The organism is Pseudomonas sp. S35 (genome assembly GCF_009866765.1).
GTDB lineage: Bacteria > Pseudomonadota > Gammaproteobacteria > Pseudomonadales > Pseudomonadaceae > Aquipseudomonas.
Window position 1 is genome coordinate 5408723 of record NZ_CP019431.1, and the last position, 14775, is coordinate 5423497.

Here is a 14775-nt window from a genome sequence, read left to right on the forward strand (position 1 = left end):
GTCAGACAGCGATCATCCTGCGGTATCGCTGTTCTAGGGCTTGCTTACCACCCTCCATGATTTCGCATACCTCACGCCTAACGTCTGGCTCTTGAAGGCCGCCTGATGCAGCCACCTCAATACTACCTTTGTCTTGGAGAGCTACAACGAATTCAGAGTCACCGTTGACGACAATATTGGGATTATGAGTGACTACTATCACTTGCCTTCTCGACTTATTTTCCTGCAGCTTTGAGACAATCAACGAGGAAATTAAGCCGTTATCAAGGTCGTCTTCAGGTTGATCCAAAATCAGAGGCTCATTCCCATAGGACAATAGGAAGGAGAGTACCGTAGCCGCTTTCTGACCAGCAGATCCCTGAGAAATATCTTTCAGTCTTTTCCCATCGTTAAATTTAACAACGAGTCGATCATCTGGAAACCACAGGTTAAGTCTGTCAAAAATTTGCGGTTGCAATTGGCTCAACAAATCTGAAAACCGTTTACCGATGGGCATGCCCATGATTTGACCCGTTCCAAACTTAAACAATTGGCTTTTAAAATCATGAACACAGGTAAAGTTCTGAGTGAGATCGTTTGGCACTGCTGGGTTATTGTTATGTTCAGCAATTAGAGCTAACCAAAGGAAATACAAGAATCCTGTCTGTTTTTCCTTATCAAGTATGTCACTAGCAAAAGCACCATCAGGACGACCAATGACGTCCCGGAAAGATTCTTCCATATCATCTATATTACACAAAGGTTCTATAGACAAACTAATAGAGGGATTATTCGATAAATGCTGGCGAACGAAATCTCTGCGCCTATTCGTAAGTGATTTTCTCAACTCGATTAAATCGGCATAAATCAAATTAATTTCAGCCGCCATTAAGCGCTCTTGTGATTCAAAAGCTTCTATCTCGGCAAGCTTCTTTTCAATGCCATTTTTGGTTTCAACGAGCTGTTGATATTGATCGGGATTATCCACCCCATTCTGAGTGAGGGTTGCGACAAGAGATGCATATTGGCTAAACGATGAATCTTGCTGCTTACCAAAAGCACTTGTAGCCTGCCATTGACTGAATTCATCAAGACTACTATTCAAACCAGCAATAAGGGCATTAATCTGGCTTTTAATTTGCAAATAAGCCTGATTCATTGCACCAACACGTTGAAGCACCTCAACATCAATTTCGTTCGTAGCCGCAAAAACTGTACTATTGAATTTAAGCTGATCAGCAGTACGCATTTGCTCTGACAGCTTTTCTCCCAAATTTGAATATGACTCTTTGAAATCTACAATGGCTGTATGTTTTTTCATTGCATCATTAAAATCGGACAATACCTGGGCATGTCCTGATGACTCGATAACATCAATCTTCTGAATTACATCTGATAGCTGACCTTCAAGAACATTCTTGTTAGCCATCTGACCTTGGAGAACCCTTCTCTGTCCGCAGAGAGATAAGAATTTATTTTCTTTCTCTGTCCAAGCCATTTTCCAACCGAACAAATCAACAACGTCAGTTTCGTCAATGATTCTTATCAAAGCACTCGGATTTCTTGCTATATCATATATTTGCTTTTGGCTAAATATTTTTACCGGAAACCTGCTTCGCGCATCACCATGTTCTGCTTTCCACTCCTGACCATCCCACTTGAATATAGCCACGCTAGGAACGTTGGAAACCCATTTCAGAAGGTAATAAGCACCCTCTTTCTGAATAACACAACTGATACAGGTTTCATCGAGCAGAACACCATCGGCATCACGATCTGCTGACTTTTGTGCAAAGCGTGTAAAGGTTTCTTTAACCTCATTACGGCCAGGTATATCTAGTAAATCTTTATCCCGACCTAATGCAAGTCTGATGAATTCCAGGATAGATGACTTTCCGCTACCACGCCCGCCGATGATAGAATTGAGCCAAGGGTTAAAGACAATTTCTAATGGTTTACCTCTACCACAATATTTTGCTTTATCAATAGATATAGAATGAATCACATTACTTGAAACAGCATTTGGATTGCCTGTAACCGTGTTTGATCGTTTGATTGAGGAAGCACCATCAACCAACGCCAACCTTACACCATCAATAGTAGGGCTAGACATCTTGACCCAGGTATAGGCTCTACCCACCTCATCTGGACGGTGCGCGTCAGATCCTATGACCTCGGCCAAACCCAACTCCAGGGCTTTGTACCGCCTTAAACATTCATCATGTTCTGGACCACGCCCGCCTTCTGGAAAAATGACTTCTACAGCAGAAGACTTATGGCAGATCTGCTTAATGGTATGGCTTGACTGAATTTGACACATTCCAGCCTTCATATCGATATGAGCTGGAATTGCAATACCACCTAATTTGGTGATTTCATCGACAATATTTTCAGCGCTTTCACCAGCCACTGCATCACTATTGCCGTACTCGCCTCTGAATTTCGCGGCTCCAACAGCAGCCATGACAATTTCAGATGATTTTGAAGGGTCGAAAATAGCAAGAATATGGATATTACCGTTGGCTGTAATTTCCACACCAGGAAAGACATGAATAATCTTTCCCTCTTCCCTCATTACTGCTGCTTCTACTTGAAGACGGTCAACCCAAGAAGCCGTGTTGTGATCCGTAACCGCTACACACTCTATCCCCTGATCGACAAACGATGATAACCACTCCCTCGGCGTCACGGTGTTGCGAAGATGAGGCTCATGGCGCCCATAGTCCATCGAGGCTGGCGTATGCGTATGAAAGTCGAGTTTCCACCATCTTGCTCCTACCTGAACCATCAACCTTCATCCTTATGCACGCCAAACGGGTACTGCCTCCTAGGTTCAGGTTGCAGCCATGAGAGCTATGAGCTTACCCGTAATGGCGAAAGCCTACTATCAGCCTAACGGATGCCCTTCAGGGACTGCTTGAGGTGACGGCCTTAAGGTAGAGGCAGATGGCTAGTGAGTGCCCAGATTCTCTTAACGGACCTACCGTAAAGGACAGCGACACCTATGTGTCGGCACTTGCTCCGCAAGGTCAGAACCATCCCTGGCTATGCATTCAGCTCCAACGGTCACAAGGCTGGAAAAGCCGGATCAGCCAGATTTTTTAGCATCTGGTAAGCATAGAACCCCTATACGACCGTCTAGTAAACCGAGGAAGGCATAATGGACTCTTCACCCTTTCCAGCACTGCCAGGCTCTTTCGGTTTCTGTCATGATCATCGTCAATGGAGGCTCCCAAGGATCGAAGCAGTTGGGGAGCCTGACGTACCTAAAGGATTAACATGTTCCGCAAAGCTCACATCATTACCTTCCCCGCCCTAATCGCGACGGCGCTTTTACTGACCGGCTGCCCGCCATCACCTGAATTTACACAGTGGAAACGCCCTTCTACCTCTGTTGAGGGTGTCAAAGCCGCAATGACAGAATGTGGCGACCCGGTAGGCACTTCGATAACGGATTTGCCAATCAACGAACAGGTGCTGCAATTCCAGTGTATGAAGCGTAATGGCTTCATTCGCAAAGACGGTTTTGAATACTGTGAAGTAATGAAAGACATGCCCGCTTGCGTCGAGGAAAGGCAGGGACATCCTCTAAGCCTGTCCCAGCTCGAGGCTTTGCCATTTGTGGAGGACGAAGCATTTCACCCTATCAAGCCGAATTCTGGCAGGGATGAACGCATGCAAGTCACCTGGCGTAAGGCGGGAGCATCACCGCATTTTTCAGTCCAGATAGCAAATGATAGTGAAGCCCTACCTGTAATGTATGCATGCGGTTATGCCAAACCACTGGGGGCAAATCTGGACGTTGCAAGCATTGGAGATACAGCCAAAGCGCAACGCTGCATGATTGATCACGGCTTTGAGCCAAAGCACAAATCAACACTAGTTTGCCAGATCTATCCACAAGTGTCTGGTTGTTCGTCAAAAAATCTTGATCGTTATTTCAGAAAGTAAATAATGGATAATCATACCTACTAGCCAATATAATGATTAGGCGAACGTAAAAAAATGTTTAACAAAAAACAAGTAGCAAGTCCCTCTTCCACAGGCGACCGTGGAGGTGCATTCGAGCGAAGAGTTCAAGCCTCAAGATTGCTAGCAATGTGCCTGGGGCTTCCTTGCGCTGGTGTGCCGACTGGATATTCAATCCAAAAATTGCAGTTTCAGGGGCGTGTACTGGGGCATAACACAGACGACCTTATTATTACTTCTGTATGCGCGAGAACTGGCGAAAATGCCATAGTGCGAATGCAGATGAAGCGTACTCTGACACCTAGTTCAAATGATTTTAAAGAAGCAGTTGGACTGGCTTGGCTTGATTTCGTAGACCCTTCCTTTAATAAAGATTTAGATCAAATACAAATTGTTTTCGATTCTTCAAGCCTGAGTCAGATGAAAGGGGCGCAACAAATTGTTGCATTCGCCCGTTCAACATTGACTCATGATGTATGGAAAACCAAAGTTAACACCAAAAATTTTAGTAACGAAAAAAATAGAAAAGCATACGACGCTATGGAACGCGCAGTTAAAAGTTATGCTTTACATGCGTTTAGCGATGATAGATTTCACGATTTTGTAAAGTCTATCGAGTTTCTTGGGGAAACCTTAGACTCCGATAATTCAGCAGGAACTAATTTTCAAAAACAATTAATTTTTCAGCAACTGCCTAGGCTCGATAAAAACATGGTGTGGGCGCGGCTGGTCATGGTTTGCACTGAGCTAAATGGTGTCGCTGGGGAAATTGCTCTGAGCACTCTCTGCTCCTATATACCAGAACTGGTCGATGATTTTGGTATTGCACGACTGCTGATGAAGGTTCTGGCTACTACCAATGAGAGCGAATTTTTAGAAATTAAAAAGCACGAATTTTATGAAAAACTTCAAAAAAGGATGTCACCGCTGCAATCTCTCATGATGAGTCAAAGTGTTAATATATATACAATGGCAGACAAACATAATTTTGTTAGCCAAAAGCTTTCCCTTGCAATCAGTGAAGTCAGCAAGAATCAAGGACTGATTGAAGAAGACGGAGTTCCGGCTATTTTACGCGCGCCGATAAAGCAAAAAACGAAACTTAAAAAACTTACAAATGACTCAATAGGTGAGATACTAACTTCCTGGTTTTCGAATCAAGAGTTTGAGCCCGACTCGGTACATCGTCTTACGATACAAGAATTTCAGTGTGAGTTATTAGCAGCGAATCTTGATACTGGTGAGCTGTCAGAAGAGAGGGTTGAAACCACTGCCTTTGCCGTGATCATAGTATCAACAGGCAATGACTCTCTGCTAAAAAGAAATTACAAACTCTGGGTATGGGGGCATGGGCATGATGAACTTGAAGTTAGTTGGCAGTTTTCGTTTGGCTTGCCAAATCAAAAAGACTACTTAGTGAGAACGAAGAAATTTAGATCTTCTTTTTTTGTAAGTAGTTATCTTCGCGATAAGCTTAAAGCTTATGAGAAGGTGCTGGAAAAAATATTGTCTGGCTGGAAACCCGCTGTACGTTTTGGACTGCCCGGAAAAAAAGATGATCGATACCATAATGATTTGGGTGTGATTTCAAATATCCCCCGGAGTGAAGAATTATCAGAAATGCATCGACGAATTAAAGTAATAAATCTGATTATAAACCTTAATGAAAAGTATGCAATCCATCTACAATTTACCGATGCGCTCTTTGATAAGTTATTGACAGAAGAACTAATAGTTACGGCCGTGCATAACCTAGCAAGTTTATTTACGCCTTACCCTCCTGCAAATTATCGTTCAGCGCCATATGTACAAGGCGACGGTTGGGAAATCTGCATGATTGCAAAACCATTCTTTGCAGGCTTTAAGAAGTTTTCTTAAACATGATTTGCACAGTTAAAAAAACCAGTTAGGGATTGTGTAAATTCAGGACAACAAAAATAGTAATATACCTGTTCTGCGCCCTATTGCTCAGTCAATCCCTAATACTATTTAGCACTGTCGCTTCAGCAATTAGGCATGTTAGAACCTCTTTAATTTTCGAAGTGTCGTATAGTCCATTTTGTATATTTTCAGTATTGAGTGCTAGGAATCGCCGCATATAAGACTCTTTGTGTTCAAGCGCCCCCTGCCAGCTACCTATTTCTTTTTTGTAGTTACTCCATTGAATATTAGCCTCGGGATAGTTAGGAATTTTCAGGTCAAGATAGCACTCAATGGCAACCGCTCGACCATTTATATTGCAATTTATAATGCCTTCAGGCCCTTTAGCTGGAAAGCTATTAAATTGATGTAGGTCCGGAAGCGTCATAACCCTCATATTTGAAGTCAGTGACAATTTTAGCAGACGCTGATAAGCATCTAATCCTTCTGCATCGTTATCTAACACGAAAATAATGTGATTGTGAACGTCAATTCTCAATAGGCCCTCGGCAAACTTAACTAGGTTTCCCGTACCCCAAAATGGATGTGCTCCCTCTAAGTCCACAAACCTAAAAAAGTCAGCAACTTCACTACATAATAGCTCCAACGCATGTTTAAGAATACGAGCATCTGAACTACCTTCCGTTGCTACCAATATCGTTTTTGTTCGAGGTACAACTGACTGAAAACTTTCTAACTTCACCCAACCGGCTTCAACGATAGGACCGTATTGCCAAACTACTTCAACGTCCGCATTGAGTTTATTTTTAAACAACACCTGAAGCATAGAGTATGGATGGAGAACGCATACGGCAGATCCAAAGTAACTTTGTTCCGACCAATAATTATTATTGTATAGCGAGTTAGGGATGCGAGATATTAAATCGTCGAAGTCTGCAAATCTGCCTTTTGCTTGGTCCATACGACCGTCCGTGCCGTATTCAATGTAGGTATCGTCTAACGTTTCCAGAGGAAATTTGCATACAAACTCACAGTACTCATCAAATGATAAGTAATCAGAGCCATTTGCTTCGTTGTAATGCTCGCCTCTCATTTCAAGCTCGTCAAAGACTAGCTGTTCATATTCATGTCGGGCTGATGCCTCTGTGAATCCTAATAAATTAAGCCGGGGTATAACCTTTTTCAAGGTTCGGACGAATGAAGCTTCATGACAACACAAAGTTTCATCATCAGGATCACCGTAATATTCATAGTCAATTTGATCAGAACGGCGCCGCAGTTTATTTTCAGGCTGAAAAATCGCACCATGATCTGCTCCCATGTTGTTCTTCGCGTAGTCTATTGACAGACCTGCGACTTTTAACTCAATTACAGTTCCCAAATTCGATACCCGTACATTTATAGAATTAATATTATGAATTTCGCAATATTAAAAAACTTGGCTCCCGCTTTAATCTGCGCGTTAGATGGGCTTTTTTATCCAATTGCCAGCCTACGATGCAGAAATATGAACAGGTTGTCGAGAATCACGTGTGGACCGTTAGGCCCCTTTTTTCCGGCAGAGCAGCCACCTAACCTGAAACCCCCTTCCTAACCGTCAGAAACAGAAAAGCCCGGCGAACCGGGCTCTCTTGAACCGAGCGCTGCTTATTTGGCAGTTTTCAGCTTGATCACTTCACCGGATACGGTGGTGGTATAGCCGTTCAGAACCCAAGCCCAGAACCATTTTTCCTGCACCTGAGTATTGATCAGGGCATCGCCACCTTTGGCCTGAATCGCGGAACGCTGAGCACGAACAAAACGGTCGTTCTGACGAATAGGGATCAGACCGAAAAGCATCAGGCCAGTGGCGCTCGCCTCACTGTGGCCAACGACAGTGTATTGGCTGCTGTCGTACTGCTGGGTTTTCATCGCCGTGCCTGTGCAACCCGCGAGAACCAAACCACATGCTGCAGAAGCGATGATTTTGCTAAAAGACTTCACGTAAAAACTCCATAGTAAAAAGCCCGAATCCAATTATCGGGCGGCGACACTTTACCCGAAGGAATACCACTTATGCATACTTTCCAACACTTCCTACAGAAGCGTGGCGGGGATTTGCACCCACAGGTCAATTTGCTACCGTCACGCCACGCTCGCTTTCATTGAGGGATGGTGGTGAGTGGGAAATTGCACTTCCCTTGACCATGCGTTTGCACCGGACCTGACCAGTCATTTGCATTCTTGTAGTTGATCGGTGTCAACGGGGGCCATTCAGCAGGAGTGCGTCAGCCAGACACTGGAGTACTGCAATCGGGCCGGTTCCTGACGGTCACCATTGGCTGGGACCGTCCAGGGCAGATGCAATTGGTGGTCAATATGGACGCAACAAGCTCGGCAGACTGGCGCAATTACGCAAGGACCGTCACCAGGTCCCCCCGATATCATCATTGTCCGCGCTGAAGCATGCGTCGGTGATGTCCGCTACATCCAGAAGAGATAGGCCTAGTACGTTGTTGTAAGGTGCCAGTTGTGCCCAAGCCTCGACTTCCGTCATGTAGGGAAGATGTTTGACGACTTCCAGCTCGCTACCTATCTCATTACACCTTACGACCGCGCTAGAAAACCCGGCTTGCCGGCTGTTGACCAAGCAATAAGCCTGGCGAAGATCAGGTACGCGGCCGGTAATTGATTCAATGAATGTGTGGGAGAGAGGCCGTGACATTGCGCCGGTAAAGTTCGTCGCAGTGCCGGTGCTTGGATCCAGGGTGATCCACCAGACTGTGAGCTTGAAGGCGACGCCGCCCTGTGGATTGGTAAATGTCATCACGGAGGGGGTGTGATCCAAGCGGCTGTAATCGGGTGTGTGCGGACCCAATGGCACTTTGTGCTCGGTGATGCTCCCAGGTGTCAGCGCGACCGCATAACTCCAGTATCGAGGTATCGCATCACCTTCCGGGTCAGGCCTTGAGCAACTGGGCACAGTGAAACCGGCCGGGTTCAAGGAATGCTTGGTCAGGTGATTGCGCACCTTTTCAGGCAGCCGCCATGGAGCATCAATGCCGGTGGCTATGAACGTCTTCGGAGATGCGGACGGAACTTCGAGCAAGGCAATGCCAACATGGGTATTGCAGGGGGTGTGGGTGGGCAACATTGCGGATGCCCCATTCCAGTCATTGAAGCCGAGCAGCCTGCTGAGCATTTCACGCTTTGTCGCGAGATTGCTGGGACGGCCCAGAGCTTTTGATGTGGAGTGGAGGATATGCGACAGCAGTTTTAAATCGTTTGAAGAAATCGCGGACATACGAGGCACCAGATAATCGACCCATGTGCATCTGGTTCCCCCTATTACAGACACTAGATCGAGTTGATTTAGGGCCTAGCATGAGTGTGTCGCGCCCCCCCGCGATAGCAGAGGGTGGGAAGGCATTAACCGTGCACTGGTGTGCAATGGGGGAGGCTGGGGCTTCCAAAACCAACGATAGGGTAGGGCCAATTCGAGCTCGCTGCAATAGGCCGTAGTAGGTACAGCTATTCTGCAGACCTCGTACTTCAAGGTGAGCCTACTGATCCGCGTGGGAACTGTCCGCTTTTGGCCGCTCTCTAGCGGTTATCACTTCCATACAATCACGCAGGTGAGAATAGAAGCCTCGGAGGTATGGCGTATCAGGGCTACGCTTTATTCAGCATTCAGCCCCACGATCTCATACAAGACCATCGAAACCGCAAACACCCAAGACGCGGTGAGAAGCACTGCCATCCATATCAGTTGCTGATTCATAGCTTGTCCTTGTGCTTCGACCTAACCTTCTCAGCCTAGCGCAGAACTCCAAGGACATACCCATCGAGCGTAACGCACCTTCTCACTCATCCTTCTCGAGCCTAGGCAGTGACAAATGCAATTGATGAGAACGAGGTCTTGAGATCCTCTTTCCTCCTTGGTCATACTCGTCAGATAGGAATTGACATGGACGGACGCCACCATGCCCCTCACCAGGCCCAAACGATCATTGCGCGACGATCTTAAAGAAGCAGCGGCCACCTTAAAGTGGGCAGGCGTCGATCTGTTCGCAGTGGCCAAACGGATGCAATCCGCAGGAGATGAAAAAGCTGCCAACGAGCTGATGGAGATTGCTCGCTCTTTCCAGGAAGTTGACGCTAATCTGGAGACGCATTCGGTGACTCAAGTGAAGCAATACTCGGAAATAGTCGTATGACGGCATGGAGAAATCAGAGCATCAAAAGCAAGGCAGGGGTCATTGCTTGGTTGGCGTTTCTCGTACTGATCTCCGGGGATTCAGACCCAAGTGGGTTAGGTGGCGGGCCGTCTAACCGCAAGCGGGTGTTCACCCCTGGATTCCTCGTGCTATGCGTTTTCGTGGCCGTGATTGAATTGGTAGTGTTGAACCACCTTTATGGAGTTCACAAGTTTTAAGGCACTGGTGGCTACCATTCCGCTAGTGCTTCGGTGCCTTACGAGCTTTCCCTACCAACGCAACCAGCCTCCGAAGCTCATCAGCATCAGCGTTGTGGATAACTTCAAAGAGAAACGCCCTTTGCTCAATCTCGCCATCCAAATCCGCAAAAAAATCCTTAACTGGCACACCTAAAATTTCAGCAAATTTGTACACAGCCTCCACGGTTGGGACGTACTCGCCCGTTTCAAATCGACTGATCGTCTTTGGGTCGAACCCTGACCGATTGGCTAGCTCCGCTTGTGTGATTCCCTTCCCCAAGCGGTATTTCTTAATCGCTTTTGCAAGCACCACAGTTTTTCAGCCTGTTCACATATTTCAAACAAGCACTTCACCGTAAAAATCCTTCTCTACAAACGCTCTGTGCCATCGGATTTTTTGCTAATAATACGATGGTATGCGTAGAATCAGCTTCAGGTATCAGACGGCCACCACGCCGTCTGTCAGGGGCTCTACGGTCGATATGGGTGAGGATTTAGGGAATGGCAGATCGCGATGAAGATGACAAATGGTTGTCGTATGACGGCCAGAAGCATGAAACACATTTTCAGGCCAATGAGCGTGACAAAGCCCACGGCAAGGAGATGCGTGAGACGTTTCAGAAAGAAGTCAGCCTGAAAGGCAACCTTGTCCAGGTTATCTACCTTGTCGTCTGCGTCCTTGTGTTTGCAGGTGCGCAGGGCTTTGAGAGTGGCTTGGGGTACGTCCTTCTTCTCCCCATGATTTGGGGTCTGTACGCTTTGACTAAATTCGTCAACAAATTCACACAAGAACAAAGGGATCGAGTGTTCATGTGGACACTCATCATCATTGCAGTCGTTTCAATAACGATGATGGTGCGAGGAATCGTTAAATGAAAATAGCTGACTTAATGCTTTTAGCTTTGATTTTCTCCGCTGCCACCATTGTTCAGGCTGCCACTAGCTTTTCGAAGAATGAAAGCTATCGGGTGGACCAGGTGAGTGCAGATATACAAGGTTTCGGCAATCAAATTTTAGATCAAGCAGGAAAATCGAAGTATCTGAAATTTGATCTGCAAGGCACAGAATATGCCTACATCATTGAACGTCTTGGTTCAAACGATGTGCAATACACGGGAAATGCCAAAGACCTAAAGGGTGTCATTTTTATCAATGTGAGAGCTTTCAAAGACGGTTTTGAGCTTCCAAAACAGGTCAGTACTTTTACACCTAGCAAATATAATAATGCGATCCGCATTGTAAAAATGGACCGCAATGATGATCGCCCTTACGAGTTAGACCTTGGAATGGATGAAGACAAACGGTTGTTCTTAATCGACGGCCCTACGTCTACGACCCACCTAGAACAGGTCGAAACAATCAAGAAGCACGTTTCAAGAAAAGACAAAAAAAGTCCCTACGCTTTCTAGCCCCTACGCTTTCTAAATGGAATTTCATACCATGATCAAACAAATCAGCAGTCTCGTATTTACAGCTATGCTGTTTTCAACAGCCACAGTCGTACAAGCTGAAACCAGCTTTTCTAAAAACGAAAACTACAACGACCAACAAGTCAGTGCCGACATTCAGGGTTTTGGTAACAAAGTCATCGATCAGGTAGGCAAGTCGAAATATGTAAAATTCGACCAGCAAAAAACTGAATACGCGTATACCATTACTCGTTATGCAGAAGGTGATATTCAGTACACTGGCAACCCTGCTGACATGAAGGGTGTGCGCTTTATTAAGGTGCAGTTCTTTGTGGATGGTACACCGGGGCATACTCAAGTAAGTACATTCACACCAAGCAAATACGATAACGCTATCAGAATTGTCAAGATGGACCGTGATGATGCAAGACCTTATGAATTCGATCTAGGTATGGATTCAGACAACAGGCTTTATATAATCAACAAAAATGGAAGCACAACACCCCTCCAACAGGTAAATGAAATAAAACGTGATATTCCGCTGACAGAAAAAAACAAAGAGATGATTTTCTAATAATAAAAAAGGCAGTAGAGCAAATCTACTGCCTTTAAAATTCATCAAGCTTCCGCCTTATCCACCTATAATTTTCAATCTTATAATCTTCTTCTCATCAGGGGTTAAATTCATTGTAGACAGTTTACCTACTGCAAAAAGGTAAGCATCCTTGGTAGATGGAAGGCTTTGAGCAAATTCATCTTCAAAATTGTGGAAATATAGATTAGCTAATCTGTCAGCTTCAACAACCAAGTCATATCTAGCCAATTCCTCTGCTAACCGTCTTCTTTTGGCTTCATGATTGTGGAGCCTCACAGCCTTAACGTAGTCATTATCTTTCTTATCTTCTAGCTCTAACGCAATCGTTTCATATGTATTCATTTTTAGTAAGGTTTGTTGTTATGCGAATTATAGCATTTCACTTTAATCAAATTTACAATTAAGCAAAAATAATAAAACAGACTCAAAGGTCTGTATTAATAGGTTTCCAATTCTCTCTAAATTCTTGATGCTTTTTCCGCTCAAGATGGATATTCAGATCCAGACTCAAACATTCGTCAACCTCATCATCTGTTTTTTTATGTGTGATCGGCTCTTCATCATCGTAGTAGTTAAATGGCTTCTTTTTCCCTATTTTCATTTCACTGCCTCCTGCTGACCAATCAGCTCAAGACTCAGATCATAAAGCGCAGAAATAGCCTGACCACTAAACATGATAAAAATTGGTGCTCTGAAATTCATTACTTTTATTTTTGTTATCTTCTGCATTTTCTTAGTGAAGCTTAAAAACTTATCCCCCTTGACTCTGACTTTCACCAGAATCGACAACCTTTTTAACTGATCGCCTTCAATCTCAAGACTAAACGCCTTTAAAGCATTTACATCTTCAACAGTTATATCCTTTTTCATTTTTTGGCTTGTTTGTTTGTACCTATTATAGCATTTCAAAATGGTATAATTTGAGAAACAAACCTTCTAAACAATGAAAACAATAAAAAGATGGCTAATGATTTTTTCAGCCGTCCTAGCCATTACGGTAACGACAGTACCTCTCAGCTACGCAGAACCGATTACAGGTGAATCAACATCAGAACATTCAAGCGGATTCGTTGGGGTTGATGACAATGATGAAGGCTATGACGAGTGGGCAGATAGTGCTAATGGAGACGCATATCTAGACCTTATATCAATAATAACTTGGGTTGCTGTAAAGGCTTCAGTTTTGATTGGAGTAGTTCTTGTCCTAAATGCTTTCATGGATATGCGTCTATCTACAGAAGTAGGCGGACATGACAAACCAAAGCTGGTGCGAAAAGCAATGATAGGATTTCTAATTGGCGTTTTACTGCTTAATATCACGTCCATCATTGACGTCGTTGTATATACATTAAACCCTGAATCAAAAGGGGGTTGCTTTATCACGAATGCCGAAGCTTTGGATGATATAAGGGTTGGTAAAAACAAAGACGCATGTTGGAGTCTAGCATCAGCACAAATAACTGGACCAACTTATGAGAAAGCCAAAAGCATGATTGACTCACAGAATGCCGGAGGTATCGAAAGCCAGTTAAAAATTGTAATAAGCGCCCTACAAGCCTTGGGTGTCATATACTTTATTATTGGCATTAATGAACTGAACCAAATTTCTAAAGGTTCAAGCAGGCATGGGGTTGGACGTGTTTTAACTCAAATAATTGCCGCTGGCCTAATTATTGATTTCCCGCACACTGTAGCTGTAGTCCTAGCTTCTGGAAAGCTGTTAGGTCTGGACATATAAAAAGCCCCATCTGGGGCTTTTCTAATTCATTGCTCACTCGCTAATGAATTGATCAAACAGGCGCTTGGAAATTTCATATCTACATTCATTGTAAACTCCACGCTTGATAAGAGCCATTTTAAGCACATTTTCAAGATAGTCGAATTCTGATGAGGTTGGGTCAAAATCGTAGCTGACTAATATCCGTGCAGTTTTAAAAGCATCACGCAAAAGCGCTTCTTCTTCTTTCTTGTACTCAAGTGCCCAGCGTTTGTAATCAGCCAGGGAACCGCCCTTCTCTGCCGCTGGCGTTGCTATAGCTACGTCTAAGCTTACTTCTTCCTCTACCTGGACGATGCCTAGACGCTCATACGATTCGCTCACACCAAGGGGCACAATCACGTCAGGCACAACGACAGGCCACTCATCATCCTCGATGCCTTGCGAAGGCTCAACAGAGGCTACTTCAGACGCTACGATGGGCGCTGGTGCTGGTGCTGGTGCTGGTGCTGGTGCTGGTGCTGGTGCTGGTGCTGGTGCTGGTGCTGGGAGCTTGATCGCGGCAAGTGATGCATTCAAGCCACGATGTTCAGTTATCGAGCTTAACGCTTGGATCAGTGAGTCAGTTCTTCCCGCGACGTTCTCTTTTGTTTTTTCTGTTCCGAATAGATCTGGTAAATCAATCTGCACTGGCGGTTCGTTAAAGTTTAATTCGTTCATATTTTACACAGTTGTTTTTGTCATTATAGCAAATGCGATTAGCTCAAATGGTATAATACGTTAAATAAAT

General features: G+C 44.7%; 17 protein-coding genes. 8 read left to right on the plus strand and 9 right to left on the minus strand.

What is annotated here, in order from left to right; all coding sequences use genetic code 11:
• Position 1: 1 nt before the first annotated feature.
• Positions 2-2767 (minus strand): TrlF family AAA-like ATPase, encoded by a 2766-nt coding sequence (locus tag PspS35_RS24310; protein WP_108538235.1) that lies wholly within the window; start codon positions 2765-2767, stop codon positions 2-4.
• 491 nt (positions 2768-3258) lie between these two features.
• Here PspS35_RS24310 and PspS35_RS24315 point away from each other — a divergent pair, with 491 nt between their 5' ends.
• Positions 3259-3930 carry a hypothetical protein gene (locus PspS35_RS24315; RefSeq protein WP_159937105.1) on the plus strand — a complete coding sequence of 224 codons (672 nt, stop codon included), beginning with the start codon at positions 3259-3261 and terminating at the stop codon, positions 3928-3930.
• A 54-nt stretch (positions 3931-3984) separates the two neighbouring features.
• Positions 3985-5826 (plus strand): hypothetical protein, encoded by a 1842-nt coding sequence (locus tag PspS35_RS24320; protein ID WP_159937106.1) that lies wholly within the window; start codon positions 3985-3987, stop codon positions 5824-5826.
• A gap of 94 nt (positions 5827-5920) precedes the next feature.
• Here the strand turns inward: PspS35_RS24320 and PspS35_RS24325 are convergent, their stop codons facing one another.
• The 3 genes from PspS35_RS24325 to PspS35_RS24335 all read right to left on the minus strand — a co-directional run bounded on the left by PspS35_RS24325 (position 5921) and on the right by PspS35_RS24335 (position 9112).
• Positions 5921-7210 (minus strand): HEPN/Toprim-associated domain-containing protein, encoded by a 1290-nt coding sequence (locus tag PspS35_RS24325; protein ID WP_159937107.1) that lies wholly within the window; start codon positions 7208-7210, stop codon positions 5921-5923.
• 266 nt (positions 7211-7476) lie between these two features.
• A complete protein-coding gene (locus tag PspS35_RS24330) occupies positions 7477-7812 on the minus strand; it encodes a hypothetical protein (RefSeq protein WP_159937108.1) in 336 nt (111 codons plus the stop codon).
• A 421-nt stretch (positions 7813-8233) separates the two neighbouring features.
• Positions 8234-9112: a hypothetical protein gene (locus PspS35_RS24335; protein ID WP_159937109.1), complete on the minus strand. Its 879-nt coding sequence runs from the start codon at positions 9110-9112 to the stop codon at positions 8234-8236.
• A 679-nt stretch (positions 9113-9791) separates the two neighbouring features.
• On the opposite strand from PspS35_RS24335, the gene PspS35_RS24340 reads away from it, so the two are divergent.
• Together PspS35_RS24340 and PspS35_RS30460 are read left to right on the plus strand one after the other, a co-directional pair.
• A complete protein-coding gene (locus PspS35_RS24340; RefSeq protein WP_159937110.1) occupies positions 9792-10025 on the plus strand; it encodes a hypothetical protein in 234 nt (77 codons plus the stop codon).
• Complete coding sequence (locus tag PspS35_RS30460; protein WP_236298321.1) at positions 10022-10243, plus strand: hypothetical protein; 222 nt, start codon at positions 10022-10024, stop codon at positions 10241-10243. Before PspS35_RS24340 ends, PspS35_RS30460 begins: the two co-directional genes overlap by 4 nt.
• 22 nt (positions 10244-10265) lie before the next feature.
• On the opposite strand, the gene PspS35_RS24345 is transcribed toward PspS35_RS30460, so the two are convergent.
• Positions 10266-10574 carry a helix-turn-helix transcriptional regulator gene (locus tag PspS35_RS24345; protein ID WP_159938114.1) on the minus strand — a complete coding sequence of 103 codons (309 nt, stop codon included), beginning with the start codon at positions 10572-10574 and terminating at the stop codon, positions 10266-10268.
• Positions 10575-10765: 191 nt separating this feature from the next.
• Between PspS35_RS24345 and PspS35_RS24350 the strand changes: the two genes are divergently transcribed.
• The 3 genes from PspS35_RS24350 to PspS35_RS24360 are packed head-to-tail and all read left to right on the plus strand — an operon-like array spanning position 10766 to position 12247.
• Positions 10766-11140: a hypothetical protein gene (locus PspS35_RS24350; protein WP_159937111.1), complete on the plus strand. Its 375-nt coding sequence runs from the start codon at positions 10766-10768 to the stop codon at positions 11138-11140.
• Complete coding sequence (locus PspS35_RS24355) at positions 11137-11673, plus strand: hypothetical protein (RefSeq protein WP_159937112.1); 537 nt, start codon at positions 11137-11139, stop codon at positions 11671-11673. The genes PspS35_RS24350 and PspS35_RS24355 overlap by 4 nt, the downstream gene beginning before the upstream one ends.
• 31 nt (positions 11674-11704) lie before the next feature.
• Positions 11705-12247 (plus strand): hypothetical protein, encoded by a 543-nt coding sequence (locus PspS35_RS24360; protein ID WP_236298320.1) that lies wholly within the window; start codon positions 11705-11707, stop codon positions 12245-12247.
• Between the two features lie 57 nt (positions 12248-12304).
• On the opposite strand, the gene PspS35_RS24365 is transcribed toward PspS35_RS24360, so the two are convergent.
• The 3 genes from PspS35_RS24365 to PspS35_RS24375 all read right to left on the minus strand — a co-directional run bounded on the left by PspS35_RS24365 (position 12305) and on the right by PspS35_RS24375 (position 13138).
• Positions 12305-12610 (minus strand): hypothetical protein, encoded by a 306-nt coding sequence (locus PspS35_RS24365; RefSeq protein ID WP_159937114.1) that lies wholly within the window; start codon positions 12608-12610, stop codon positions 12305-12307.
• 82 nt (positions 12611-12692) lie between these two features.
• The gene (locus PspS35_RS24370) at positions 12693-12869 is read right to left on the minus strand and encodes a hypothetical protein (protein ID WP_159937115.1); all 177 of its coding nucleotides are present in this window, start codon (positions 12867-12869) and stop codon (positions 12693-12695) included.
• Positions 12866-13138: a hypothetical protein gene (locus PspS35_RS24375; protein WP_159937116.1), complete on the minus strand. Its 273-nt coding sequence runs from the start codon at positions 13136-13138 to the stop codon at positions 12866-12868. The genes PspS35_RS24370 and PspS35_RS24375 overlap by 4 nt, the downstream gene beginning before the upstream one ends.
• A gap of 97 nt (positions 13139-13235) precedes the next feature.
• On the opposite strand from PspS35_RS24375, the gene PspS35_RS24380 reads away from it, so the two are divergent.
• The gene (locus PspS35_RS24380) at positions 13236-14006 is read left to right on the plus strand and encodes a hypothetical protein (RefSeq protein WP_159937117.1); all 771 of its coding nucleotides are present in this window, start codon (positions 13236-13238) and stop codon (positions 14004-14006) included.
• A gap of 33 nt (positions 14007-14039) precedes the next feature.
• On the opposite strand, the gene PspS35_RS30140 is transcribed toward PspS35_RS24380, so the two are convergent.
• Positions 14040-14705, minus strand: a complete 666-nt coding sequence (locus PspS35_RS30140; protein WP_159937118.1) for a hypothetical protein — start codon at positions 14703-14705, stop codon at positions 14040-14042.
• Positions 14706-14775: the final 70 nt, after the last annotated feature.

What these genes read in the sequence shown, in the direction of transcription:
- PspS35_RS24340 (WP_159937110.1), top strand. Translation starts at nt 9,792, where the DNA reads ATGCCCCTCACCAGGCCCAAACGATCATTGCGCGACGATCTTAAAGAA.
- PspS35_RS24360 (WP_236298320.1), top strand. Translation starts at nt 11,705, where the DNA reads ATGATCAAACAAATCAGCAGTCTCGTATTTACAGCTATGCTGTTTTCA.
- PspS35_RS24315 (WP_159937105.1), top strand. Translation starts at nt 3,259, where the DNA reads ATGTTCCGCAAAGCTCACATCATTACCTTCCCCGCCCTAATCGCGACG.
- PspS35_RS24365 (WP_159937114.1), bottom strand. Translation starts at nt 12,610, where the DNA reads ATGAATACATATGAAACGATTGCGTTAGAGCTAGAAGATAAGAAAGAT.
- PspS35_RS30460 (WP_236298321.1), top strand. Translation starts at nt 10,022, where the DNA reads ATGACGGCATGGAGAAATCAGAGCATCAAAAGCAAGGCAGGGGTCATT.
- PspS35_RS24320 (WP_159937106.1), top strand. Translation starts at nt 3,985, where the DNA reads ATGTTTAACAAAAAACAAGTAGCAAGTCCCTCTTCCACAGGCGACCGT.
- PspS35_RS24375 (WP_159937116.1), bottom strand. Translation starts at nt 13,138, where the DNA reads ATGAAAAAGGATATAACTGTTGAAGATGTAAATGCTTTAAAGGCGTTT.
- PspS35_RS24335 (WP_159937109.1), bottom strand. Translation starts at nt 9,112, where the DNA reads ATGTCCGCGATTTCTTCAAACGATTTAAAACTGCTGTCGCATATCCTC.
- PspS35_RS24370 (WP_159937115.1), bottom strand. Translation starts at nt 12,869, where the DNA reads ATGAAAATAGGGAAAAAGAAGCCATTTAACTACTACGATGATGAAGAG.
- PspS35_RS24310 (WP_108538235.1), bottom strand. Translation starts at nt 2,767, where the DNA reads ATGGTTCAGGTAGGAGCAAGATGGTGGAAACTCGACTTTCATACGCAT.
- PspS35_RS24355 (WP_159937112.1), top strand. Translation starts at nt 11,137, where the DNA reads ATGAAAATAGCTGACTTAATGCTTTTAGCTTTGATTTTCTCCGCTGCC.
- PspS35_RS24380 (WP_159937117.1), top strand. Translation starts at nt 13,236, where the DNA reads ATGATTTTTTCAGCCGTCCTAGCCATTACGGTAACGACAGTACCTCTC.
- PspS35_RS24350 (WP_159937111.1), top strand. Translation starts at nt 10,766, where the DNA reads ATGGCAGATCGCGATGAAGATGACAAATGGTTGTCGTATGACGGCCAG.
- PspS35_RS30140 (WP_159937118.1), bottom strand. Translation starts at nt 14,705, where the DNA reads ATGAACGAATTAAACTTTAACGAACCGCCAGTGCAGATTGATTTACCA.